Raw genomic sequence first — 22,055 nt, forward strand, 5'->3', positions numbered from 1 at the left:
GTCCCATTAAGATGGGCTGATGACGACCCGCATCAGCGCCAACGAACTCTTCGACCAGCAGCGCGAGCGCCTTGACCTGCGCTGGATCGCCGGCCAGTCCGGCGGCGGCCGCATGCTGGAAGCCGGCGATACCGTGGCCCGGCGCCCTTCGCTGGCGGGCTACCTCAACGCCATCTATCCCAATAAGGTCCAGATCCTCGGCACCGAGGAGCTCGCGTGGCTGGACGGGCTTGATCCGCGCCAACGCTGGGAAACCATCGAGAAGATCATCCACTACCGGCCGCTGGCGCTGGTGGTGAGCAAGAGCCAGGCCTGCCCCGAGGATCTGCGACTGGCCGCCGAGGAGTCGGAAACGCCGTTGTGGTGTTCGCCGCGTCGTGGCCACGAGCTGCTCAACCTGTTGCAGTACCACCTCGCGCGCGCCCTGGCGCCACGCATCACCATGCATGGCGTGTTCATGGAGATCTACTCCATCGGCGTGCTGATCACCGGCGAATCCGGCTCGGGCAAGAGTGAACTGGCGCTGGAACTGATCACCCGCGGCCACCGGCTGGTCGCCGACGATGCGCCCGAGTTCACCCAGATCGCCCCGGACGTGCTCGACGGCACCTGTCCCGACATGCTGCAGGATCTGCTGGAAGTGCGCGGCCTGGGCGTGCTCAACATCCGCCAGATGTTCGGTGACACGGCAGTCAAGAAGAACAAGTATCTTCGGCTCATCGTCCACCTGACCAAGCCGATGACCGACCCCCTGCCCAGCGGGCTGGAGCGCCTGACCGGTGACAACAGCACGCGCCGCATCCTCGACCTGGACGTGCCGATGACCACGCTGCCGGTGATGCCCGGCCGCAACCTGGCGGTACTGACCGAAGCCGCCACGCGCCTGCACAGCCTGCGCATGAAGGGACTGGATCCGGCCGCGGCGTTCATTGCGCGGCACAGCAACTTCCTCGAGCGGGGCGAGGCATGAACGCGATCGCCGCGCCCACGCTGGCGATCGTCAGCGGCCTGTCAGGCTCGGGCAAGTCGGTGGCGCTGCGCACCTTCGAGGACCTGGGTTACTACTGCGTCGACAACCTGCCCATCGAGATGCTGCCGCAGTTCGTGCGCAGCGTCAGCAGCGGCGACGACGCCCCGCCCAAGCTGGCGGTGGGCATCGACGTGCGAAATCGTGGCGGAGAGCTGGCCAAGGTCTCGGGCTGGCTCTCGGCCGTGGGGGAACTGGGGCTGGACCCGCGCCTGCTGTTCTTCGAATGCCGTGAAGAGGTGCTTTTGCGGCGCTATGCCGACACCCGCCGCCGCCACCCGCTGAGCCATCTGGGCCTGCCCCTGGTCGAAGCCATCGCGCACGAGCGCGAACTGCTGCGTCCGTTGCGCCAGATCGCCGATACCGTGATCGACACCAGCGACCTCAACGTGCACCAGTTGCGCCGCCTGGTGATCACCGAATTCGAGATGGGCGACGACAAGAAGCTGTCGCTGCTGTTCGAGTCCTTTGCCTACCGCCACGGCGTCCCGGCCGACGCCGACTTCGTGTTCGACGCGCGCGCGCTGCCCAATCCGCACTGGGATGCCGTGCTCCGACCGCTGTCCGGCCGTGACGCCGGAGTGCGTGACTACCTGGACCGGCAAGCCGATGTCGAGACGTTCTTCGGCCAGGTCAGCCAGTTCCTCGACAACTGGCTGCCGCGGATGAACGCCGACACCACGCGGAGCTACGTCACCGTGGCCTTCGGCTGCACCGGCGGCCGCCACCGCTCGGTCTATCTTGCCGAACGCATGGCCAGCCATGCACGCGCTCGGGGCTGGGACGAAGTGGCCGTGCACCACCGCGAACTCGATTAGCCCAAACCGCGTCACGCCGGCCGGGACGAACACGTCCCGGATCCATGCTGCCCGCTACCGGGTGGTGTCCCTGCTCTGTTAAGTTTCCCCCATGGCCGTTGGAATCCTGCTCATCACCCACCCCGGCATTGGCAGCGCGCTCGTCGCGGTGGCCACCGGACTGCTGCGCTCGCTGCCGCTGCGCACCGAGTCCTTCGAAGTTCCCATCGGCGGCGACCCGGACGAGTTGCTGCCGCAGGCCAGCGCGGCGCTGCGGCGCGTGGACGGCGGCGCCGGTGTGCTGGTGCTCACCGACCTGTACGGCGCCACGCCCAGCAACCTGGCGGCCAAGGTCGCGCGCCTCGGCACGCCGGTGCGGCGCGTGTCGGCGGTAAGCCTGCCGATGCTGCTGCGGGTAATGAACTACGCTGAGCTGGAGCTGGACGAGCTGCCCGCGGTCGCATCCGCCGGCGCCCGCAATGGCGTGATTTTGGACGACGCGTGAGGCCCCCCACATGATCGAACGCGAACTGACCGTCAGCAACCGCCTGGGCCTGCATGCACGCGCCACCGCCAAGCTGGTGCAACTGCTGTCGGCCTACAAGAGCAACGTGACGCTCACTGCCAAGGGCCGCGAGGTCAACGCCAAGAGCATCATGGGCGTGATGCTGCTCGCCGCGGGCCAGGGCACGCAGGTCAAGCTGCGCGTGGACGGCGAGGACGAAGGCAACGCCTGCGACGCGGTTGCCCTGCTGTTCGAACGCCGCTTCGACGAAGACAGCTGAGCGGAGCCGGGGGATGAGGCAGGTATTCAATGGACTGGGGGCGTCGCGCGGCAGCGCGCTGGGACGCGCCCGGGTCCGCCTGCCACATGCGCTGGACGTTGCCGAGGAACACATCAGCGCCGACCAGGTGGAAGGCGAACTCGCGCGCCTGCACGAAGCCATCGACCTCGTGCGCACCGAGATGCACGCACTGCGGGATCGGCTGCACGGCGCGCTCGCCCATGAGGTGGGCGAATTCCTCGACCTGCATACCCTGCTGCTCGACGACCCCGAACTGCTGCAGGGCCTCGACGCGCTGATCCGCACCGGCCGCTACACCGCCGATTACGCGCTGCGCCTGCAGCGCGACCGCATCGCCTCGGTGTTCGAAGCGATGAACGACGATTACTTCCGCAGCCGCGTGGACGACATCGACCAGGTGATCGGCCGCATCCACGCGGCGCTGCACCGGCACGGCGCCGAAACCGCGGGGGTGGCCGGCGAGATCCTGATCACCGATACCGTGGCGCCGGCCGAACTGGCGCAACTGCAGGCGCAAGGCGTGGTGGCCATCGTCACCGCCGGCGGCAGCATGCTTTCTCACAGCGCCATCCTCGCGCGCAGCCTGCACCTGCCACTGGTGGTGGGGGCGGCGCAGGCGTTGCAGAAGATCAACGACGGCGACGCGCTGATCGTCGACGGCGGCAGCGGCCTGGTGGTGCTGGAGCCCGGTCCGGAGGACCTGCGCGACCACCGCACCCGCGAGCGCGAGTACATCCGCGAGCGCAAGGAACTGCACCGACTGCGTCGCGAACCCACGCGCACCAGCGACGGCCATCACATCCAGCTCCTGGCCAACGCCGAATCGCGCGAGGACGTGGCCGAGGCGCACGCGCTGGGCGCCAGTGGCATCGGGTTGTACCGCACCGAGTTCCTGTTCCTGCAACGCCACGAACTGCCGGACGAGGAAGAGCAGTTCCGCGCGTACCGCGACGTGGTGCTGGGCATGAGCGGCCGGCCGGTGACCATCCGCACCCTGGACCTGGGCGCGGACAAGGCCGACCGCACCGGGCTGGCGCTGCGCGACGAACCCAATCCCGCCCTCGGCCTGCGCGGCGTGCGCCTGTCGATGGCGCGCAGCGGCCTGCTCGACACCCAGTTGCGTGCTGCGCTGCGCGCCTCGGGCTACGGACCGATCCGCATCCTGGTGCCAATGGTGACCTCGCGCGAGGAGATCGCGACGGTGCGCACGCGCATCAAGCTGATCGGCCGCGACCTGCGCACCCAGGGCTACGAGATCGCCGATTACGTGCCGCTGGGCGCGATGATCGAAGTACCTGCCGCTGCGCTCGCGCTGCCGGGCTACATCGGCAAACTCGACTTCCTGTCCATCGGTACCAACGACCTTGTGCAGTACCTGCTGGCGGCCGACCGCAACAACGAGGCGCTGGCCGAGCTGTACACGCCGCTACATCCGGCGGTGATCCGCCTGGTGCGCGACGTGATCCGCCTCGCCCATGCCCGGGGCAAGTCCGTGGCCGTGTGCGGCGAGATGGCCGGCGACCCGGCCTTCACCCCGCTGTTGCTGGCGTTGGGCCTGAGCGAGTTCAGCCTGCACCCCGGCACCCTGCTGGAAGTACGCCGGCGCATCCGCGAGTGCGACCTCGCCACGCTGAAGAAGCGTGTCCCCGCACTGATGCGCGCGCGCGATCGCAGCGACATCGAGGACTGGGTGGCCCGCGCCTGCGCCCAGTAACGCGCTGCCGTTCGCACGCGGGGTGTGCAGCATCGCGATCAGGGGCGATAATGTGCGCATGAACGCATGACGCCCGGTCGCATCCGTCGTCGCCCGCACGAGGCGATGGTTGCGGCTCCCCGCAGGAAACGGCCCCGGCCGCTTCCCCGAGACCGCCCACGGAGCGCCGCATGGCCGAAGCCATCCGCCACGACAAGACCGCACGCCAGTTGCGTCTGCTTTCGGACGCGATCGACAGCGGCCGGCTGGGCCCGGTCAAGCGGCTGGTCAACACCCTGTCCCCCGCGGAGATCGGCAACCTGCTCGAGTCGCTGCCGCCGGGCAAGCGCACGGTGGTGTGGGGCCTGGTCGATCCCGAGGACGACGGCGAGGTGCTGCTGCACGTGGGCGAAGACGTCCGCGAGAACCTCATCGCCGACATGGACCCGGACGAGCTGGTCGCGGCGGTCGAAGACCTCGACATCGACGATCTCGCCGACCTGGTCGAGGACCTGCCGGATACGGTCATCGACGAAGTGCTTAAGTCGATGGACCGCGAGAACCGCGACCGGCTGGAGCAGGTGCTGTCGTACCCGGAGGACACTGCCGGCCGCCTGATGAACCCCGACGTGGTGACGGTGCGCACCGACACCACCGTGGACGTGGTGCTGCGTTACCTGCGCCTGCGCGGCGAGCTGCCCGACCACACCGACCACCTCTACGTGGTCAGCCGACGCCACCAGTACCTGGGCCGCATCGCGGTGATCGCGCTGCTGACCCACGAGCCCGGCACGCCGATCAACAAGCTGGTCGACGACGAGCAGCCCGCCATCGACGTGGGCGAGACCGCCACTGAAGTGGCGCGCCAGTTCTCCGACCACGACTGGATCAGCGCCCCGGTGGTGGACGACAACAACATCCTGCTCGGCCGCATCACCATCGACGACGTGGTCGACATCATCCGCGAGCAGGCCGAGCACCAGGCGCTGGGCGCCGCCGGCCTGGACGAGGACGAGGACCTGTTCTCGCCCGTGCCGCGCGCGTGGCGCCGCCGATTGATGTGGCTGAGCATCAACCTCGGCACGGCGTTCCTCGCCGCCAAGGTGGTCGACAGCTTCAAGGGCACCATCGACGAGCTGGTGGCGCTGGCGGTGCTGATGCCGATCGTCGCCGGCATGGGTGGCAACGCGGGCACCCAGGTGCTCGCGCTGATGGTGCGCGGCCTGGCGCTGGGCCAAGTGGGTGCGTCCAACATCCGCACCCTGCTGTGGAAGGAGGCGCGGGTCGCCCTGCTCAACGGCCTGGTGCTGGGGCTGGTGCTGGCGCTGATCGTGCTGGCGTGGTTCCAGGACCTCGGCCTGTCGCTGGTGATATTCACCGCGTTGACCGCCAACCTGCTGTTGGCCGCGCTGGCCGGAGTGATGGTGCCGGTCACGCTGAAGCGCGCCGGCTACGACCCGGCGCTGGCGAGCAGCATCTTCCTCACCACGGTCACCGACGTGATGGGGTTCTTTACCTTCCTGGGGCTGGCGACGCTGCTACTGGTGCGCTGAGGCCGTGCAGGCACGCCCCAAGGCGTGCGATCTGACGAACTCTTGATGACCGCGCCTGTCAGGCGCATGACAGATTGAGCGCTCGGTGACCGCGCCTCAGCGTCCCAGCAATGCCTCGAGCACGGCCATGCGCGCTGCGACCCCGTTGCGCACCTGCGTCAGGATCAACGACCGCGGGCCATCCGCTACCTCATCGGTGATTTCCACGCCCCGGTTCATCGGGCCGGGATGCATCACCACGGCATCGGGCGCGGCACGGCGCAGGCGCGTCGCGGTCAGGCCGTAGTCGCGGTGGTAGTCGTCCAGCGAATCGACCAACCCCTCTTCCATGCGCTCGCGCTGCAGGCGCAGCATCATCGCCACGTCCACGCCTTCCAGTGCCGCGTCGAGGTCATGGGTGACGGTGCAGCCGGCCAGCGTGCCGTCGTCGGGCAGCAGCGACGCGGGGGCGCACACGCGGATGTCGATTGACCTGCCTTCGCCAGCACCCAGCGTGCGCAGTGCATGCAGGTCCGAGCGCGCCACGCGCGAATGCTTCACGTCGCCAACAATGGCGACCTTCAACTGCGAGAAGTCCGCGCCCTTGGCCTGGCGCAGGGTCAGCATGTCGAGCAGGCCCTGGGTCGGATGGTTGCTGCGCCCGTCGCCCGCATTGAGCAACGCAGTGCCGGCATTGGCCGCTTCGGCCAGTTCGGCGACGGCCCCGTCGTGCTTGTGGCGCACGATGAAGCCGCGCACGCCCATCGCCTCCAGGTTCTTCAGTGTGTCGCGCGCGGTCTCGCCCTTGCTGGTGGACGAGGACGAGGCGTCGAAGCTGAGCACGTCGGCGCCCAACCGCTGCGCCGCGAGGGTGAAGCTCATCCGCGTGCGGGTGGATGGCTCGAAGAACAGGGTGCACACCGCGGTGCCGGCCAGCGCGCCCCGCGCGTCATGGCCCTCGGCGAAATGCTGCGCGCGGTCGAGCAGCACGACCAACTGCGCGCGCGGCATGCCATCAAGGGTGAGCAGGTGGCGCAGCGCGCCGGAGGCATCGGTCTGGGAGGTCATGCAGGAGGCAGGTCGGAAAGCGGGGTGGCGTCGTCGGGAGAGGCGAGCCAGCGTTCGATGATGACGGCCGCGGCCACGGCATCCAGCGCCTCGGCATCCCGCCGGCGTTTGCGGCCTTCTGCGCGGTCGCTTGCGAAGCGCTGCGCGGCCTCGATGGAAGTGGAGCGTTCGTCGACCAGCACCACTGGCAGCTTGCAGCGGCCGTGGATCTCGCGGGCGAAGGCGTGGGCACGGATTCGAATGGGCTGGTCGCCGCCTTCAAGGGTCATGGGGTCGCCGACCACGATGCCGTCGGGGCGCCACTCCTTCAGTAGACGGTCGATGGCCGGCCAGTCGGGGCCATTGGCATGCACGTCGACCACGGCCAGCGCGCGCGCGCCGTGGCCGAAGGCGCTCCCCACGGCCACACCGATGCGGCGGGCACCCACGTCGAAGCCCAGCACCGTGCCATCGCGGCGGATGGTGGGGCCGCTCATGCGTGTCCGGCGTAGTCAGCCAGGTGGGCGAAGTCGACGCCGATGCGGCCTGCCGCCGCCTGCCAGCGCGCCTCCAGTGGCAGCCCGAACAACAACTCGGCGTCCACCGGCGCGGTCAGCCAGTCATTCTCGGTAAGTTCGTGTTCGAGCTGGCCCTGCCCCCAACCGGCGCAGCCGAGCGCAACAATGGCGTGCGCGGGGCCCTCGCCCCTGGCCATTGCTTCCAGGATGTCGCGCGAGGTGGTGAGGAACAACGTGTCGCTGACCTGCAGCGACGAATCCCAGCGCATGCCGCCGTCGTGCAGCACGAAGCCCCGTTCGGGGTGCACCGGGCCACCCGCCAGCACGATCTGCGCGGCCATCGTGGGGTCATGCGCTTCCAGCCCCATCTGGCCGAGCACGTCGCCGAGCGTGTACTCAGAGGGCTTGTTGACCATGATGCCCATCGCGCCGTCGTCATCGTGCTGGCACACCAGCGTGACGCTGCGTGCGAAGTTGCCGTCGGCCAGCGCCGGCAACGCGATCAGCAGCTGGTTGGTCAGGGGCGTGGGCATGAGCGACATGTGCCCATTCTAGCCCGTGCCATACTCGGGGCGACATTCCGAACGCCGCCATGTCCAGCTACTGCGACTTTGCCCCCGGCCACCCCATTCACGGCCCCTACCACGACAGCGAATACGGCTTTCCCCGCCGCGACGAGGCCGTGCTGTTCGAGCGCCTGGTCCTGGAGATCAACCAGGCCGGCCTCAGCTGGGAAACCATCCTGAAGAAGCGCGACGGCTTCCGTCGCGCCTACGACGGCTTCGACGTGGATGCCGTGGCCGCCTACGGGCCCGGGGACCGCGAGCGCCTGCTGGCCGACCCCGGCATCATCCGCAACCGGCTGAAGGTGGACGCGGCCATCCACAACGCCCGGGTCGCGCAGGGCCTGCGCGACTCCCACGGCGGCTTCGCCGACTGGCTGGATGCGCATCTGCTCGACGGCTCCGCCGCCCGCGACAAGGCGGGCTGGGTCAAGCTGTTCAAGCGCACCTTCCGTTTCACCGGCGGGGAGATCACCGGCGAGTTCCTGATGAGCCTGGGTTACCTGCCCGGCACGCACCGCGCGGACTGCCCGACATTCGCGCGAATCGCCGCCGTGGGGCCGCCTTGGATGCGGGTCGGCTGAGCGGCCCGCATGTCGGGGTCCCCGGGCGGGGGAGGCGTACTGGGGGGCGCCTTAGCGGCCTGAGCCGGCGTCAGCGCACCTCGGCCAGATCCACCCCGTCCAACCCGGACGACAGGGTCTTGGCGTCGCCCCCCTGGGCCAGCTTGATGCGCAGGCGCACCTCGTTCTGGCTGTCGGCGTAGCGCAATGCGTCCTCGTAGGTGATCTCGCCGGCCTGGTACAGCTCGAACAGCGCCTGGTCGAAGGTCTTCATGCCCAACTGGACGGATTCCTTCATCACTTCCTTCAGCTTGTGGATCTCGCCGTCGCGGATGTAGTCCTGCACCAGCGGCGTGCCCAGCAGGATTTCCATCGCCACGCGGCGGCCCTTGCCGTCCGGGGTCGGGATCAACTGCTGCGCCACCACGCCCTTGAGGTTCAGCGAGAGGTCCATCAGCAACTGCTGGCGGCGGTCTTCCGGGAAGAAGTTGATGATGCGGTCCATCGCCTGGTTGGCGTTGTTGGCGTGCAAGGTGCACAGCACCAGGTGGCCGGTTTCGGCGAAGGCGATGGCGTGGTCCATGCCCTCGCGGGTACGCACCTCGCCGATCATGATCACGTCGGGCGCTTGGCGCAGGGTGTTCTTCAGCGCCGCCTCCCAGCTGTCGGTGTCGATGCCGACCTCGCGCTGGGTGATGATGCAGCCCTCGTGCTTGTGCACGAACTCAATCGGGTCCTCGATCGTGATGATGTGGCCGGTCGAATTCATGTTGCGGTAGCCGATCATCGCCGCCAGCGAGGTCGACTTACCCGTGCCGGTCGCGCCCACGAAGATGATGATGCCGCGCTTGGTCATCGCCAGCGTCTTGATGATCGGCGGCAGGTTCAGCTCTTCCACCGTCGGGATCTTGGTCTCGATGCGGCGCAGGACCATGCCGACCTGGTTGCGCTGGTAGAAGCACGACACGCGGAAGCGGCCGACGCCAGACACGCCGATGGCGAAGTTGCATTCGTGCGTCTTCTCGAACTCCTCGCGCTGCTGCGGCGTCATCACGTTCAGCACCAGGTCGCGGCTCTGCTGCGGGGTCAGGGCGGTCTGGGTGATCGGCGAGAGCTTGCCGTGCACCTTCATCGACGGCGGCATGCCCGCGGTGATGAACAGGTCCGAGGCCTTCTGGTGGGCCATAAGCTTGAGGAACGAAGTGAAATCGATGGTGCTCATCCGGTACTCCCTTGCCGCGCGCCCCGGGGCGGCGCGGCCTATGGATCAATGAATCGTGGCGGTGCGCGCCGTCACTCGAACAGCCGCTTGTCCTTTGCGTACTCGCGCGCCTGCGGGCGCAGGATCAGGCCACGCTTGACCAGGTCCTGCAGGTGCTGGTCCAGGGTCATCATGCCCGCGGCCTGGCCCGTCTGGATGGCCGAGTACATCTGCGCGACCTTGTCTTCGCGGATCAGGTTGCGGATGGCCGGGGTGCCCACCATGATTTCCCACGCCGCAGTACGGCCACCGCCCACCTTCTTCAGCAGCGCCTGGCTGATCACCGCGCGCAGCGACTCCGACAGCATCGAGCGCACCATCGGCTTCTCGCCCGCGGGGAACACGTCGATGATGCGGTCGATGGTCTTGGCCGCCGACGAGGTGTGCAGCGTCGCGAACACCAGGTGGCCGGTCTCCGCGGCGGTCAGTGCCAGGCGGATGGTTTCGATGTCGCGCATTTCGCCGACCAGGATGTAGTCCGGGTCCTCACGCAGCGCGCTGCGCAACGCCTCGTTGAAGCCGTGCGTGTCGCGGTGCACTTCGCGCTGGTTGATCAGGCACTTCTGCGAGGTATGCACGAACTCGATCGGGTCTTCGACCGAGAGGATGTGGCCATACTCGTTCTTGTTGATGTGGTCGATCATCGCCGCCAGCGTGGTCGACTTGCCCGAACCCGTCGGGCCAGTGACCAGAATCAGGCCCTGCGGCTGGTCGATCAGGTCCTTGAAGATCTTCGGGCAATTCAGATCCTCCAGGGTCAGCACCTCGGACGGAATGGTACGGAACACCGCACCGGCGCCACGGTTCTGGTTGAAGGCGTTGACGCGGAAACGCGCCAGTCCCGGGATCTCGAACGAGAAGTCGACCTCGAGGAATTCCTCGTAGTCGCGGCGCTGCTTGTCCGACATGATGTCGTACACCAGCGCGTGCACCTGCTTGTGCTCCAGCGCCGGGATGTTGATGCGGCGGACGTCGCCGTCGACGCGGATCATCGGCGGCAAGCCGGCCGACAGGTGAAGGTCAGAAGCCTTGTTCTTGACCGAGAACGCCAACAGTTCGGCGATATCCATGAGTGCTCCCCCGCACTGCGTCGGAACCGGTCGCGCGACCGGCAAGTTGGAACGATACTACCCCTTGCGAAGCAGTATAGACCTGTACCTGTGTCGCCAATCCATCCCATGGACGAGACCACCGACGAGCTTGGGCGCGCCCTTCACGGCGTGCTCCGGCAACTGGATAACGCAGCCCGTTCAGCCAAGCGGCCAACGCCGCGGCTGCTGGCGGTCAGCAAGACCCAACCGGCCGCGCGGGTGGCCGCGCTGGCCGCGGCGGGGCAGCGTGCCTTCGGCGAAAACTACGTGCAGGAGGCCGCCGCCAAGATCGCTGAACTGGGGCCGCTGGGGCTGGAATGGCACCTCATCGGCCACCTGCAGTCGAACAAGGCCAAGGAGGCCGCGGACCTGTTCGACTGGGTGCAGACGGTGGACCGGAGCAAGCTGGTGAGCGCGCTGGCCCGCCACCGCAGCGCTGAACGTCCGCCGCTGAACGTGCTGGTGCAGGTCAATATCGATGACGAGGCCAGCAAGCATGGATGCCGACCGGACGAGGTGGCGGCGCTCGCGGATGCCATCGCCGGGGAGCCTCGGCTACGGCTGCGCGGGCTGATGGCCATCCCCACGCCATGGCCGGACATGGAACAGCGTCGCGCGGCCTTTGCCCAGGTGCGACGGCTGTACGACGGCCTGCAGCAGGCCCACCCTGACGTGGACACTTTGTCGATGGGCATGAGCGAGGACCATGCCGTGGCGGTCGCCGAAGGTGCGACCATGGTGCGCGTGGGCACGGCGCTGTTCGGTCGCCGCCCCGCCGCCGGATAAGGCGCTGCCCGCGCGGACCCCGCGCATACTCGGCGTCCCGGCCGCGCACGCCATGCCGGCCGCGCGTTGCCATCCCGTCACCCGTTGCAGAGCGCAGGAAGCCCCATGAACCAACCAGACCCTTCCAACCTTGCCTTCATCGGTGGCGGCAACATGGCCCGCAGCCTGATTGGCGGGCTGGTGGCCCGCGGCACCGACCCGGCCACCATCCGCGTCGCCGAGCCGGTGGATGCGCTGCGCCACGCGCTGCAGCAGGATTTCGGCGTGCACACCTTCGACCATGCGGCCGATGCGGTGCAGGGCGCGGACGCCTGGGTGCTGGCGGTAAAGCCGCAGGTGATGCGGGGCGTCTGCGAAGGGCTGATGGCGCAGGCCCAGGCCACGCGGCCGCTGGTGATATCCATCGCCGCCGGCATCACCGCCGGGCAGTTGGACCGCTGGCTGGGTGGTGGGCTGGCGGTGGTGCGCGCCATGCCCAACACGCCGGCGCTGCTCGGCGCGGGGGTGACGGGCCTGTTTGCCAACGCCGCGACCGACAACGCCGGCCGCGCCCGCGCCGCGGCGCTGCTTGGCGCGGTGGGCGCCACCGTGTGGATCGACGACGAGAACCTGATGGACGCGGTGACCGCGGTGTCCGGCAGCGGCCCGGCCTATGTGTTCCTGCTGGCCGAGGCCATGCAGCAGGCCGGCGAAGCGCAGGGCCTGGACCCGGCTGCGGCGCGCGTGCTGGCAGCGCAGACCTTGCTGGGCGCGGCGCGCATGTTGACTGAACGCGAGGAACCCGCCGACGTGCTGCGCGCCCGCGTCACCTCGCCGGGCGGCACGACACAGGCGGCGATCGAAACTTTCGAGGCGGGAGGCTTCCGCGGGCTGGTGGCCAAGGCCATTGCCGCCGCCACCGCACGCGGTCGCGAGCTGTCCGCCGCCAATGACTGAGTCATCGGGAGTATTGCCATGATGCCCAACTCCACGCCGCTATTGCCCGCCAGCGCACACCCTGCCCTGGCCAGCCGCGCCGACAGCCCATCCATCCCGGCGAGGCGCCGTCTTTCGGCCGTCTGGATGCCCCTGCTCGCCTGCCTGTTGCTGGGCGGCTGCGGCGGCGATACCGGCCCTTCCGGCGCGCCCGCCGCCGCGACTGCTCCGTCCGCACCGCAGGAGGCGGTGACTCGCATCGGCGACGTGACCATCCGCGCCAGCGTGGTGCAGACCTCCACCCTGCCCGAGGCGGTGGCCATGCAGTACGGCATCGAGCGCAGCGACCGCCTGGCCCTGCTTCTGGTGGCTGTCCGCCAGGGGGCCGAGGCGCAGGAAACCGCATTGCCGGCGACCATTACCGCCACCGCCACCGACCTGCGCGGGCGTCGCCAGGACATTCCGATGCGCGAGTTGCGTACCGGCGACCTGCTCGACTACGTGGGCACCGCCGAGATCGACCTGCCCGACACCCTGCGCTTCGAGTTGACGATCGTGCGCGAAGGCGGCGCCCAGTCGACGATGCAGTTCACCCGCGAGTTCTACCCGCGCTGACCGTGCGCGGGTCGTCCCCGCGCGCCCACGCCTGCACCACCGCGGCGATCTCGCGCACGCCGTCGGTCACTGCCGCCGGTCCCGGCTGCAGGATCGCGGGTGACTTGATCTCGTGCAGCCAGCCGTCGCGTACTGCGGGCACCGCTTGCCAGCCGGGGCGCGCGGCCACTTTCTCCGGCCGGAACTTCTTGCCGCACCACGAGCCCAGCACGATGTCCGGCGCGCGGGCCACAACCTCGCCGCCGTCGGAGAGGATGCGGCCCTTGGCCAGCGGCTCCGCGGCGCGCTCGGGAAAGATGTCGTCGCCCCCGGCGATGCGCACCAGCTCGGACACCCAGCGGATGCCGGTGATCAGCGGGTCGTCCCATTCCTCGAAATAGACCTTGGGTCGGCGCGGCAGTCGCGCGGCTGCATCGGCGATGGCGTCGAGGCCACGCTGCAGCTCATCGGCGTAGGCGACTCCACGCTCGCCGGCCCCCACCATCGCCCCCAGGCGCCGAATGTAGTCGAGGATGCCATCCACGCTGCGGTGGTTGCTGATCCACACTTCCACGCCGTGGCGGATCAACTCGGCGGCGATATCGGCCTGGATGTCGGAGAAACCCACCACGAAATCCGGTTGCAGCTTCAGGATCTCGCCGATCTTCGCGCTGGTGAAGGCGCTGACCTTGGGCTTTTCCTTGCGCGCGATCGCCGGGCGCACGGTGAAGCCGCTGATGCCGACGATGCGGTGCTGCTCACCCAGCGCGTACAGCGTCTCGGTGGGTTCTTCGGTCAGGCAGACGATGCGTTGGGGTCCCATCCCGCCATTCTGCCCAACGCATCGCGCCTGTGACAGCGATCAGGGGTACAACATGCGCCGCGACCACGCGCCGGCGGCGTCGACTTCGTAATGCTGCCGCTCGTGCAGGCGGAAATCGGCGCCGTACCAGAACTCGATGACCTCGGGCTTCACCCGGAAACCGGTCCAGCGCGGCGGGCGTGCCACTTCACGGCCGTCGAACTCGCGCTCGGCTTCGGCGAGGCGCTGCTCGAAGGTGTCCCGGTCGGGCAGCGTCTGCGACTGCTTCGACGCCCATGCGCCCAACTGGCTGACCCTCGGTCGCGAGGCGAAGTAGGCATCCGCCTCGGCATCGGACACGGTCTCCACCGCGCCCTCGATGCGCACCTGCACGCCGTTGCGCACCCGCGCCCAGTGGAACAGCAGCGCCGCGTGCGGGTTGGCCTGCAACTCGCGGCCCTTGCGCCCGTCCAGGTGGGTGTAGAAGACAAAGCCGCGACGGTCGTGCGACTTGAGAAGGACCACCCGGGCGGAAGGTCGCCCCTCGGGGGTGGCGGTGGCCACGGTCATGGCGGTGCGATCGGATTCGCCGGCCGTGGCGGCCTCGGCGAACAGGGTGTCGAAGGTGGCGAGGGCTTCGTCCAGCAGGTCGGGCGTGTTCATGCCGCGCATTGTGCGCCATCCGCGCGGCCCGCCGCCTGATCAGGATCAACCTGCGACGGGCGGCGCGCCGCGGCACCGCCCGTCCGTGGCGTCACTCGACGACGAACGAAACCCGCATGTTGACCCGCCATTCGGTGACGTTGCCATCGCCATCGGCCACTACCTTGATCTCGTTGACCCAAGCGCCCTTGATGTTCTTCACCGATTCGGCGCATTTCTTCAGCCCGCTTTTCACCGCATCCTCCATGCTGGTCTTGGACGATGCATTGAGCTCGATGACCTTGGCGATGGCCATGGCAAACCTCCTGTGGCCCGCGACCGGGATGGTGCGGGGAACCCCGACCCTAGGAGCGGGGGTGTTAAGGCCGCGCAGTCGGTTGCACCCGCAATCAGCCCGCGCCCACGGTGGAGGCGCGCCTACAATGGCGACATGAATCCCGCCGCCAACCTTGTCCTTGTCGGTCCGATGGGGGCTGGCAAGTCCACGCTGGGCCACGCACTGGCCGAGCGGCTGGGGCTCCGCCTGCACGACCTGGACCGTGCGGTGGAGCAGGAGGCGGGCGCCAGTGTCGCCGAGCTGTTCGCGCGCGAAGGCGAGGCCGGGTTCCGCGCCCGCGAAAAGGCCAAGTTGGCCGAACTGCTGGCGGGCGACGGCGCGCTGGTTGCCACCGGCGGCGGCGCGGTCCTGGACGCCGACAACCGCGACACCCTGCGCACGCGCGGCTTCGTGGTGTACCTGCCGGTGGACGTGGCCACCCAACTGGTGCGACTGGCGGAGGACCTCAGCCGCCCGCTGCTGGCACGGCCGGACCGCGAACAGGTGCTGCAAGACCTCGCGGCGCTGCGCACGCCGTTGTACCGGGAGGTGGCGGACCTGGTTTTCGACACGACCGGGCTCGCGGCGGACGACGCCGCGGCACGGCTGGCCGGCCGGCTGGCAACCCAATGGATGCGACAGGGAGCAACCGCATGAACACGGTACGCACGGTCAAGGTAAGCGGCGACTATCACTACACCATCGCCATCGGCGCAGGCCTGCTGGACGACGCTCCCCGCCTGGCCCACACCCTGCGCGGCCGCCACGTGCTGCTGGTGAGCGATGGCAACGTCGCCCCGCTCTACGCCGACAAGGTCGAGGCGGCATTGCACGCCGCACGCCCGGACGCGGTGGTCCGCCGCTTCGTGATCCCGCCCGGCGAGCAGGAGAAGACACTCGCCCGCTTCGGTGAATGCATCGAGGCACTGGCTGCCATGGGCGCCACCCGCGACGCCACGGTGCTCGCGCTGGGCGGTGGCGTGGTCGGTGACCTGGCCGGCTTCACCGCCGCCTGCTGGATGCGCGGCGTCGACTGCGTGCAGCTGCCGACCTCGTTGCTGGCGATGGTGGACTCCTCGGTGGGCGGCAAGACGGGGGTGGACCTGCCCGCGGGCAAGAACCTGGTCGGCGCTTTCCACCCACCGCGGGCGGTGATCGCCGACACCGCCACCCTGCACACCCTCCCGGACCGCGAATTACGCGCGGGGCTGGCCGAAGTGGTGAAGTACGGCGCGATCTTCGATGCCGGGTTCCTGCATTGGATCGAGGCCCACGCCGACGCGCTGCTGACAGGCGACGAGGCGGCACTGTCCTACGCCATCGCCCATTCGTGCGAGCACAAGGCCGACGTGGTGGCGCGCGATCCGTTCGAGCACGGCGACCGCGCCATGCTCAACTTCGGCCACACCTTTGGCCACGCGATCGAGGCCGAGCAGGGCTACGCGGGCACCACCGGCGCCGGGCTCAACCATGGCGAGGCGGTGGCGGTGGGGATGGGACTGGCCGCGCGGCTGTCCACCGCATTGGGCATGGCCCCCGCTGCCGACGCCGAACGCCTGCGGGCGCTGCTGCAGCGGCTGGGACTGCCGACCGCGATCCCGACCGGGCTTGCGCCGGAGGCACTGCTGGCGCGCATGCGCCTGGACAAGAAGGCCGATGCCCATGGCCTGAGACTGGTCCTCTGGAGCGGCGCGGGGAAGGCCTGCATCGTGTCGGGCGTGGCCGAGAACGCCGTGCTGGGGGTGCTGTCCCACGGCTGAGCCGCGCTGCGGCTACAATGCCCGGCCATGCGCCTGCTCCTGCAACAACGGCCTGACGGCCCCGAAGCCCCGCGCTTCGTGCAACTGATGCTGCAACCCGACCTGCTCGGCGGGTGGACACTGGTGCGCGAGTCCGGGCAGATCGGCGGCCGCAGCCAGCTCCGCCGCGACCAGTTCATGGACCAGGACAGCGCCTTGGCCGCGCTGGAGAAGGCACGCGACCAGCACATCAAGCGCGGCTACCAGCTGATGTTCACCCAGGGCGCGGACGCGCCGCGGTGAGCGGTTCGATCGGCCGCGACCTGTCCCTCGCCGCACCCGCAGCACCGTGGCAGCGGCGGCAAACCGCCCGCGCGGTGACCGCGACGACAGCCCCTTTCTTTTTCGCCCCCCTCCTTGACCGAACCGCGCAACCACGCGCCTGAGGACTCCTGCATGACCGCCAACGCCCCGCTGACCAACGATCGCTTCCTGCGCGCCCTTCGCCGCGAGCCGGTCGACTGCACGCCGGTGTGGCTGATGCGGCAGGCTGGCCGCTACCTGCCGGAGTACCGCGCCACCCGCGCCGCGGCGGGCAGCTTCCTCAACATGGCGAAGAACCCGGAGCTGGCCTGCGAGGTGACCCTGCAGCCGCTGCGCCGCTTCCCCTTGGACGCCGCGATCCTGTTCTCCGACATCCTCACCGTGCCCGACGCGATGGGCCTGGGCCTGTACTTCGTCGAAGGCGAGGGCCCGAAGTTCGAGCGCCCGGTGCGCAGCGCCGCTGACATCGCAAAGCTTTCCGTGCCCGACATGGGCACGGAGCTGCGCTACGTCACCGACGCGGTCAGCCTGATCCGTCGCGAACTCAACGGCAGCGTGCCGCTGATCGGCTTCTCCGGCAGCCCATGGACGCTGGCCTGCTACATGGTCGAAGGCGGCGGCAGCAAGGACTTCGCGCGGGTGAAGTCGCTGGCGCTCAACGACCCGGCGGCCATGCACCAGTTGCTTGAGGTCACCACAGACGCGGTGATCGCCTACCTGTCGGCGCAGCGCGCGGCCGGCGCGCAGGCACTGCAGGTGTTCGACACCTGGGGCGGCGTGCTGTCGCCCGCGATGTACCGCGAATTCTCGCTGCGCTACCTCAAGCGCATCGCGCAGGAGCTGCCGCGCGGCGAAGGCGCCGACCGCACCCCGCTGATCCTGTTCGGCAAGGGCAACGGCGCGTATGTCGAAGAACTGGCCGCCACCGGCACCGAAGGCGTGGGCATCGACTGGACCGTGGACCTGGGCGATGCGGCGCGCCGCACCGGCGGCAGGGTCGCGCTGCAGGGCAACCTGGACCCGGTGACGCTGTACGCCTCGCCTGACGCGATTCGCGCCGAAGTCGGACGGGCCCTGGACAGCTACCGCGACGGCAACGGCGGCTCGCGCGATGGCCACGTGTTCAATCTCGGCCATGGCATGTCGCCGGACATGAATCCCGAGCACGTCGCCGTGCTGGTCGAGGCGGTGCACTCGCACAGTCGTCGCTGAGCGCGCCCGATCCCGACACGCTCGGTTGGCGCGCGGCCAACCCCGGTCGTGCGTACCAAGCACCCCGCCGTCAGGCGATGCTGGACTCCGGGCAGAGCGCTGCCAGCACCTCGGACAGCATCACGCCGGTCACCGGCTTGCGCAGGAACCGGTTGAATCCTGCGTCCCGCGCCTGCGCCATGGCCGCTTCGTCGGAGCGGGCGGTCAGGGCCACCAGCGGCGCCTCAAAACCCCGCGCGCGCAGCTGCCGCGCCAGGCTCAGCCCATCCATGCCCGGCAGGTCCAGATCGAGCAGGGCCAGGTCGAAGTTCTGGGTTGCGGTGGCCGTGAGGGCCGCCAAGGCGTGCGGAGCGTGATGGATGCGATGTCCTTGCGCCTGCAGCAAGCCCGTGACCACCTCGGCCACCATGATGTCGTCCTCCACCAGCAGGATGTGTCGCGCCCCCGATAGCGTTTCCGACCTGGGCTCCAACCGGCGCTCCGGGACCGACGGTGAATCCATCGCCGCCGCAGCCGCGGCGACGGCTCCCAGCGGCAGCTGCACCTGGAATCGCGCGCCCTCGCCCAATGCGCTCGACACGCTGATGCGCCCCCCCATTTCCGCCGCGAGTTCCTGGCAGATCGCCAGCCCAAGCCCGCTGCCGCCGTAGCGGGCAGCCGTACGTGCGCCTTCGGCCTGTTCGAAGCGGCGGAACAGCCGCGCCGCCTGCTCCTCGCTCAGCCCAGGGCCGGTATCGGACACCTCAAGTGCCAGTCCGGTCGGTGCAAGCGCCGCCACCCGCAATGTCACGCTGCCACGCTCGGTGAACTTGATCGCATTGGCCAGCAGGTTCGTCAGGATCTGCGCGATGCGGTTGGCGTCGCCGACCAGGCCGACGGGCAGGTCGGGCGCCAGCTCGGTTTCGAAGGCCAATCCCTTCTGGCGCGCAAGCGGCGCCATCAGCGCGACGGTCTCCTCGACCAGTGCGCGCGGGTCGAAGGGCTGCGGGTCCAACTCCAGCTTGCCGGATTCGATGCGCGCCAGGTCGAGGGCATCGTTGACCAGCCGCAGCAGGCGCTCGCCGGCGCGCCGGATGGATTCGGCATAGGCGCGCTGTTGTCGATCCAGTGACGTGCCCAGTAGCAGTTCGCTCATGCCCAGCACCCCGGTCATGGGCGTGCGGACCTCATGGCCGAGCGTGGCGAGGAACTGGGTCTTGGCCAGCGACGCATGCTCGGCAAGCGCTCTTTCCTGCTGCGCCATCTGCCACGCGTGCCGGCGACGGACGCGCTGCCTGTAGGCATCCCCCAACCACCACGCCAGCAGCAGCCCCAAGCCGACGCCCCCGGCCAGCGCGGGCGCCGTGCGCCACCACGGCGGCGCCACTTCGAACAACACCCGTTGGACCGGCGACCACACGTTGTCGGCGTTGCGCGCCTGGATCTCCAGCCGGTACGGTCCTGGCGCCAGTGCACTGAACACCCGCTCGCCGCGCATGCCCGCGTCCACCCATTCACCGTCATGGCCGCTGAGCTTGAAGCGGTAGGCATGGGTGCGCGCGTTGTTGAACGACAGCAGGCGTGCCGCCACCCGCAGGTCGCGGTCGTCATGCGACAACTCGAATCCACCTCTGCCATCCAGCCGCAACACGCCCGCATCGTTGCGGACGTGGATGTCCTCCACCACCAGCCGCGGCGGACGCGTGGAGGGCCGCACCACCGCGGGATCGAACAAGACCAGTCCCTCAGGGGTTCCCGCGAGGATGCGGCCATCGCCAGGGCGTGGCACCGGCGGGCCACTGAACTCCTGGCTGGGAAGCCCGTCGTGCACGCCAAACACCCGCGCGCTGCGCTGCGCCGGGTCCACCCGGATGATCCCGCGCACACTGGTCATCCACACGATGCCGGCGGCATCCACGGCAACGCCATTGGGCACCACCTGGGGCAGCCCACCCGCCGCATCCATCCGCCACGTCCGCTCGTAACGCCTGGGCGCGCTGCGGTAGCGCTCGATGGCATCGTCCCGGGCAACCCAGATTTGGCCATCGGGTGCCACCGCCATGCCGCGGACCGCGTCGGCCGGCATGCCGACGACGTGTTCCAGGCGACGCCGGTCGGAATTCCAAGCCTGCACCCCCTGGGCGCCCAGCACCCACACCCGCCCGTCGGGGCCGCGCGCCAGGCTGGCAATCTGCGTGCCCGATAGCAGCCCTTGGCCATCACCAGGGTAAAGGTTGTGGAGGACATGACCGGTGGAATCACGCGCCTGCAGCCCGTTCGCCTCCGTGGCGATCCACAGCAGCCCGGTTCCGTCCTGCGCCATCGCCACCGGGACGCCTTCCAGCGCCGCGTCCCGTGCTGCCGGCCGCGACCAGCGGTCGACCTGGCGTGTGCGCGGGTCGTAGCGCACCAGCCCCTCATGGAACGCCACCCACACCCGCGCGTCGCGGTCCTCCAGCACGACGGAGATCACCATGCCCTGGCCCACGTCATGCAACGTGTGCTCGACCCGTCCGCTCTCGGGATCGAAACGGTCCAGAACACCGCCGGAGCCCACCAGCCACATGCCTCCGTCGCGCGAGGGCGCAATGCCGAGCACGCTGGCATTGGCCAGCGATGTGGGATCCTCCAGGAGGCGTGGCAGAACCGAGAACTGCCGCCAGTTGGGCGGCAGGTACCAGAGCCCGTTGCTGTTGCTGGCGAACCACAGGCCGCCTTCGTGGTCCTCGTAGGTCTTCACCCACGGCGGGCGCACGATGCCGCGGCTGGACGGGCTGTAAAGCGGCACCACCGCCACTTCGCCGTCGTTGTCGCGGCCCAATCCCTGCGGGATGTCCAGCCAGCGGCTTCCGTCCCGGTCGCGATGCAGCACGTGCAGTACCGGATCGTCCCGCCACGGGCGTGAGTCCACCCGTCCGTCGGGGTGGCGCACGGCCACGCCATGGCTGGTGCCTATCCACAGCGTGCCGTCGTCTTCCACGGTCATCGCGTTCACCAGGGCATTTCCCAGCTTGTCCGGGGCCAGCCGCTCGAAATCCCGTCCGGTCCAGCGCGCGACACCCGCCTTGGTTCCGACCCAGAGCGTGCCATCCGGCGCCACCAGCACCTTCGACACGCTGGGGCTGGGCAGGCTGCGTGGATCGCCACGGCGCGGCATGAAACGCGTGACGTGACCCTTGGCATCCAATCGGTGCAGGCCATGATCGGCCGTACCGAACCAGATGTCACCGTCGCGCGTGGAAGTCACCGTCCAGATGTCGTTGCTGCCCATCGCAGGGCTGTTGCCGGTGTTGAAGTAGCGGAAGCTCTGCCGGGTCTCGTCCAGCACCGCCAGACCCGCCATGCGCGTGGCCACCCACAGCCGGTTCTGCGCGTCGACGTGCACGCTCCACACGAAGTTGTCGCGCAGTCCCTGCTCCGCGCGCCAGACGTGGTAGTCGAGGCCGTCGAAACGGGCGAGACCGTCGCTGGTGGCAATCCACAAATAGCCGTGACGATCCTCGGTGAGGTCGTTGATGCGGTTTGAAGGCAGTCCGTCAGCGACCGTCAGCTGCCGCAGGCGGGGGGTTTCGGGCAAGCCCGCGTGGGCCGGCAACAGCGTGCCTACCAGCAGGCATGTCCACACCAGCATCCGCCCACCCCATCCCTGCGTCGCCCGCTCCATCACCTGCGCCACGGCACTTCCGTCCTTCTGGCGGCACGGCGCCGCCTTCCCCGCGGCAAGGCTGGGCGATGGCGCCGCGGCATGCAAGTCCGCTGGCGCATCCAGGGTCGACGCGCCTTGACCTTGCTGACCATCGCCACGTCTACAATCGGCCGAGCACCCT

23 protein-coding genes are annotated in these 22,055 nt (G+C 69.1%); 14 read left to right on the top strand and 9 right to left on the bottom strand.

The genetic code is table 11. The features are described from left to right. The first annotated feature begins 19 nt into the window (after positions 1-19). The 6 genes from hprK (at position 20) to mgtE (ending at position 5,876) form a co-directional block, all read left to right on the top strand. Complete coding sequence (gene hprK, locus AC3ARF_RS11535) at positions 20-970, top strand: HPr(Ser) kinase/phosphatase (protein WP_498928052.1); 951 nt, start codon at positions 20-22, stop codon at positions 968-970. After that, on the top strand, positions 967-1,845 hold the full coding sequence (gene rapZ, locus AC3ARF_RS11540; protein WP_498928054.1) for an RNase adapter RapZ: 879 nt from the start codon (positions 967-969) through the stop codon (positions 1,843-1,845). Before hprK ends, rapZ begins: the two co-directional genes overlap by 4 nt. Positions 1,846-1,936: 91 nt before the next feature. Next, on the top strand, positions 1,937-2,329 hold the full coding sequence (locus AC3ARF_RS11545; RefSeq protein WP_498928056.1) for a PTS sugar transporter subunit IIA: 393 nt from the start codon (positions 1,937-1,939) through the stop codon (positions 2,327-2,329). Between the two features lie 10 nt (positions 2,330-2,339). Next, positions 2,340-2,609, top strand: coding sequence for an HPr family phosphocarrier protein (locus AC3ARF_RS11550; protein ID WP_498928058.1), 270 nt, complete (start codon positions 2,340-2,342; stop codon positions 2,607-2,609). Between the two features lie 13 nt (positions 2,610-2,622). Next, positions 2,623-4,344 carry a phosphoenolpyruvate--protein phosphotransferase gene (ptsP, locus tag AC3ARF_RS11555; protein ID WP_498928060.1) on the top strand — a complete coding sequence of 574 codons (1,722 nt, stop codon included), beginning with the start codon at positions 2,623-2,625 and terminating at the stop codon, positions 4,342-4,344. A gap of 170 nt (positions 4,345-4,514) precedes the next feature. After that, the gene (gene mgtE / locus AC3ARF_RS11560; protein ID WP_498928062.1) at positions 4,515-5,876 is read left to right on the top strand and encodes a magnesium transporter; all 1,362 of its coding nucleotides are present in this window, start codon (positions 4,515-4,517) and stop codon (positions 5,874-5,876) included. A 96-nt stretch (positions 5,877-5,972) separates the two neighbouring features. On the opposite strand, the gene AC3ARF_RS11565 is transcribed toward mgtE, so the two are convergent. From AC3ARF_RS11565 to AC3ARF_RS11575, 3 genes are read right to left on the bottom strand one after another with little or no spacing between them, the layout of a single operon-like run. Next, on the bottom strand, positions 5,973-6,923 hold the full coding sequence (locus AC3ARF_RS11565; RefSeq protein ID WP_498928064.1) for an aspartate carbamoyltransferase catalytic subunit: 951 nt from the start codon (positions 6,921-6,923) through the stop codon (positions 5,973-5,975). After that, on the bottom strand, positions 6,920-7,399 hold the full coding sequence (gene ruvX / locus AC3ARF_RS11570; protein ID WP_498928066.1) for a Holliday junction resolvase RuvX: 480 nt from the start codon (positions 7,397-7,399) through the stop codon (positions 6,920-6,922). The genes AC3ARF_RS11565 and ruvX overlap by 4 nt, the downstream gene beginning before the upstream one ends. Then, the gene (locus tag AC3ARF_RS11575; protein ID WP_498928068.1) at positions 7,396-7,962 is read right to left on the bottom strand and encodes a YqgE/AlgH family protein; all 567 of its coding nucleotides are present in this window, start codon (positions 7,960-7,962) and stop codon (positions 7,396-7,398) included. The genes ruvX and AC3ARF_RS11575 overlap by 4 nt, the downstream gene beginning before the upstream one ends. Positions 7,963-8,012: 50 nt before the next feature. Here AC3ARF_RS11575 and AC3ARF_RS11580 point away from each other — a divergent pair, with 50 nt between their 5' ends. Beyond that, positions 8,013-8,567 carry a DNA-3-methyladenine glycosylase I gene (locus tag AC3ARF_RS11580; RefSeq protein ID WP_498928070.1) on the top strand — a complete coding sequence of 185 codons (555 nt, stop codon included), beginning with the start codon at positions 8,013-8,015 and terminating at the stop codon, positions 8,565-8,567. Between the two features lie 70 nt (positions 8,568-8,637). Here the strand turns inward: AC3ARF_RS11580 and AC3ARF_RS11585 are convergent, their stop codons facing one another. Continuing rightward, entirely contained in the window at positions 8,638-9,768 is a 1,131-nt protein-coding gene (locus AC3ARF_RS11585) for a PilT/PilU family type 4a pilus ATPase (RefSeq protein ID WP_498928073.1), read from the bottom strand. Positions 9,769-9,839: 71 nt separating this feature from the next. Then, on the bottom strand, positions 9,840-10,877 hold the full coding sequence (locus AC3ARF_RS11590; RefSeq protein WP_498928075.1) for a type IV pilus twitching motility protein PilT: 1,038 nt from the start codon (positions 10,875-10,877) through the stop codon (positions 9,840-9,842). Between the two features lie 108 nt (positions 10,878-10,985). Between AC3ARF_RS11590 and AC3ARF_RS11595 the strand changes: the two genes are divergently transcribed. The 3 genes from AC3ARF_RS11595 to AC3ARF_RS11605 all read left to right on the top strand — a co-directional run bounded on the left by AC3ARF_RS11595 (position 10,986) and on the right by AC3ARF_RS11605 (position 13,214). Next, positions 10,986-11,684 (top strand): YggS family pyridoxal phosphate-dependent enzyme, encoded by a 699-nt coding sequence (locus AC3ARF_RS11595; RefSeq protein WP_498928077.1) that lies wholly within the window; start codon positions 10,986-10,988, stop codon positions 11,682-11,684. A 105-nt stretch (positions 11,685-11,789) separates the two neighbouring features. Next, positions 11,790-12,620, top strand: coding sequence for a pyrroline-5-carboxylate reductase (gene proC / locus AC3ARF_RS11600; protein ID WP_498928079.1), 831 nt, complete (start codon positions 11,790-11,792; stop codon positions 12,618-12,620). Between the two features lie 18 nt (positions 12,621-12,638). After that, positions 12,639-13,214 carry a DUF4426 domain-containing protein gene (locus AC3ARF_RS11605; protein WP_498928081.1) on the top strand — a complete coding sequence of 192 codons (576 nt, stop codon included), beginning with the start codon at positions 12,639-12,641 and terminating at the stop codon, positions 13,212-13,214. On the opposite strand, the gene AC3ARF_RS11610 is transcribed toward AC3ARF_RS11605, so the two are convergent. The 3 genes from AC3ARF_RS11610 to AC3ARF_RS11620 form a co-directional block, all read right to left on the bottom strand. Next, the gene (locus tag AC3ARF_RS11610) at positions 13,189-14,016 is read right to left on the bottom strand and encodes an ABC transporter substrate-binding protein (RefSeq protein WP_498928083.1); all 828 of its coding nucleotides are present in this window, start codon (positions 14,014-14,016) and stop codon (positions 13,189-13,191) included. The two genes, AC3ARF_RS11605 and AC3ARF_RS11610, sit on opposite strands and share 26 nt — an antisense overlap. A 39-nt stretch (positions 14,017-14,055) precedes the next feature. Next, the gene (gene pdxH / locus AC3ARF_RS11615; RefSeq protein WP_498928085.1) at positions 14,056-14,658 is read right to left on the bottom strand and encodes a pyridoxamine 5'-phosphate oxidase; all 603 of its coding nucleotides are present in this window, start codon (positions 14,656-14,658) and stop codon (positions 14,056-14,058) included. Positions 14,659-14,749: 91 nt separating this feature from the next. Continuing rightward, complete coding sequence (locus tag AC3ARF_RS11620) at positions 14,750-14,953, bottom strand: dodecin family protein (protein ID WP_498928087.1); 204 nt, start codon at positions 14,951-14,953, stop codon at positions 14,750-14,752. Positions 14,954-15,088: 135 nt separating this feature from the next. Between AC3ARF_RS11620 and AC3ARF_RS11625 the strand changes: the two genes are divergently transcribed. From AC3ARF_RS11625 to hemE, 4 genes are all read left to right on the top strand, one after another. After that, on the top strand, positions 15,089-15,631 hold the full coding sequence (locus AC3ARF_RS11625) for a shikimate kinase (protein WP_498928088.1): 543 nt from the start codon (positions 15,089-15,091) through the stop codon (positions 15,629-15,631). After that, positions 15,628-16,734: a 3-dehydroquinate synthase gene (gene aroB, locus AC3ARF_RS11630; protein WP_498928090.1), complete on the top strand. Its 1,107-nt coding sequence runs from the start codon at positions 15,628-15,630 to the stop codon at positions 16,732-16,734. Before AC3ARF_RS11625 ends, aroB begins: the two co-directional genes overlap by 4 nt. Before the next feature lie 27 nt (positions 16,735-16,761). After that, positions 16,762-17,016: a WGR domain-containing protein gene (locus AC3ARF_RS11635; RefSeq protein ID WP_036137008.1), complete on the top strand. Its 255-nt coding sequence runs from the start codon at positions 16,762-16,764 to the stop codon at positions 17,014-17,016. 153 nt (positions 17,017-17,169) lie between these two features. After that, a complete protein-coding gene (gene hemE / locus AC3ARF_RS11640; protein ID WP_498928092.1) occupies positions 17,170-18,249 on the top strand; it encodes a uroporphyrinogen decarboxylase in 1,080 nt (359 codons plus the stop codon). A 70-nt stretch (positions 18,250-18,319) separates the two neighbouring features. Here hemE and AC3ARF_RS11645 read toward each other — a convergent pair whose 3' ends face one another. After that, positions 18,320-21,904, bottom strand: a complete 3,585-nt coding sequence (locus AC3ARF_RS11645) for a two-component regulator propeller domain-containing protein (protein ID WP_498928094.1) — start codon at positions 21,902-21,904, stop codon at positions 18,320-18,322. Positions 21,905-22,055: the final 151 nt, after the last annotated feature.

Source organism: Lysobacter sp. KACC 24251 (genome assembly GCF_057747755.1).

What these genes read in the sequence shown, in the direction of transcription:
- hprK (WP_498928052.1), top strand. Translation starts at nt 20, where the DNA reads ATGACGACCCGCATCAGCGCCAACGAACTCTTCGACCAGCAGCGCGAG.
- rapZ (WP_498928054.1), top strand. Translation starts at nt 967, where the DNA reads ATGAACGCGATCGCCGCGCCCACGCTGGCGATCGTCAGCGGCCTGTCA.
- AC3ARF_RS11545 (WP_498928056.1), top strand. Translation starts at nt 1,937, where the DNA reads ATGGCCGTTGGAATCCTGCTCATCACCCACCCCGGCATTGGCAGCGCG.
- AC3ARF_RS11550 (WP_498928058.1), top strand. Translation starts at nt 2,340, where the DNA reads ATGATCGAACGCGAACTGACCGTCAGCAACCGCCTGGGCCTGCATGCA.
- ptsP (WP_498928060.1), top strand. Translation starts at nt 2,623, where the DNA reads ATGAGGCAGGTATTCAATGGACTGGGGGCGTCGCGCGGCAGCGCGCTG.
- mgtE (WP_498928062.1), top strand. Translation starts at nt 4,515, where the DNA reads ATGGCCGAAGCCATCCGCCACGACAAGACCGCACGCCAGTTGCGTCTG.
- AC3ARF_RS11565 (WP_498928064.1), bottom strand. Translation starts at nt 6,923, where the DNA reads ATGACCTCCCAGACCGATGCCTCCGGCGCGCTGCGCCACCTGCTCACC.
- ruvX (WP_498928066.1), bottom strand. Translation starts at nt 7,399, where the DNA reads ATGAGCGGCCCCACCATCCGCCGCGATGGCACGGTGCTGGGCTTCGAC.
- AC3ARF_RS11575 (WP_498928068.1), bottom strand. Translation starts at nt 7,962, where the DNA reads ATGTCGCTCATGCCCACGCCCCTGACCAACCAGCTGCTGATCGCGTTG.
- AC3ARF_RS11580 (WP_498928070.1), top strand. Translation starts at nt 8,013, where the DNA reads ATGTCCAGCTACTGCGACTTTGCCCCCGGCCACCCCATTCACGGCCCC.
- AC3ARF_RS11585 (WP_498928073.1), bottom strand. Translation starts at nt 9,768, where the DNA reads ATGAGCACCATCGATTTCACTTCGTTCCTCAAGCTTATGGCCCACCAG.
- AC3ARF_RS11590 (WP_498928075.1), bottom strand. Translation starts at nt 10,877, where the DNA reads ATGGATATCGCCGAACTGTTGGCGTTCTCGGTCAAGAACAAGGCTTCT.
- AC3ARF_RS11595 (WP_498928077.1), top strand. Translation starts at nt 10,986, where the DNA reads ATGGACGAGACCACCGACGAGCTTGGGCGCGCCCTTCACGGCGTGCTC.
- proC (WP_498928079.1), top strand. Translation starts at nt 11,790, where the DNA reads ATGAACCAACCAGACCCTTCCAACCTTGCCTTCATCGGTGGCGGCAAC.
- AC3ARF_RS11605 (WP_498928081.1), top strand. Translation starts at nt 12,639, where the DNA reads ATGATGCCCAACTCCACGCCGCTATTGCCCGCCAGCGCACACCCTGCC.
- AC3ARF_RS11610 (WP_498928083.1), bottom strand. Translation starts at nt 14,016, where the DNA reads ATGGGACCCCAACGCATCGTCTGCCTGACCGAAGAACCCACCGAGACG.
- pdxH (WP_498928085.1), bottom strand. Translation starts at nt 14,658, where the DNA reads ATGAACACGCCCGACCTGCTGGACGAAGCCCTCGCCACCTTCGACACC.
- AC3ARF_RS11620 (WP_498928087.1), bottom strand. Translation starts at nt 14,953, where the DNA reads ATGGCCATCGCCAAGGTCATCGAGCTCAATGCATCGTCCAAGACCAGC.
- AC3ARF_RS11625 (WP_498928088.1), top strand. Translation starts at nt 15,089, where the DNA reads ATGAATCCCGCCGCCAACCTTGTCCTTGTCGGTCCGATGGGGGCTGGC.
- aroB (WP_498928090.1), top strand. Translation starts at nt 15,628, where the DNA reads ATGAACACGGTACGCACGGTCAAGGTAAGCGGCGACTATCACTACACC.
- AC3ARF_RS11635 (WP_036137008.1), top strand. Translation starts at nt 16,762, where the DNA reads ATGCGCCTGCTCCTGCAACAACGGCCTGACGGCCCCGAAGCCCCGCGC.
- hemE (WP_498928092.1), top strand. Translation starts at nt 17,170, where the DNA reads ATGACCGCCAACGCCCCGCTGACCAACGATCGCTTCCTGCGCGCCCTT.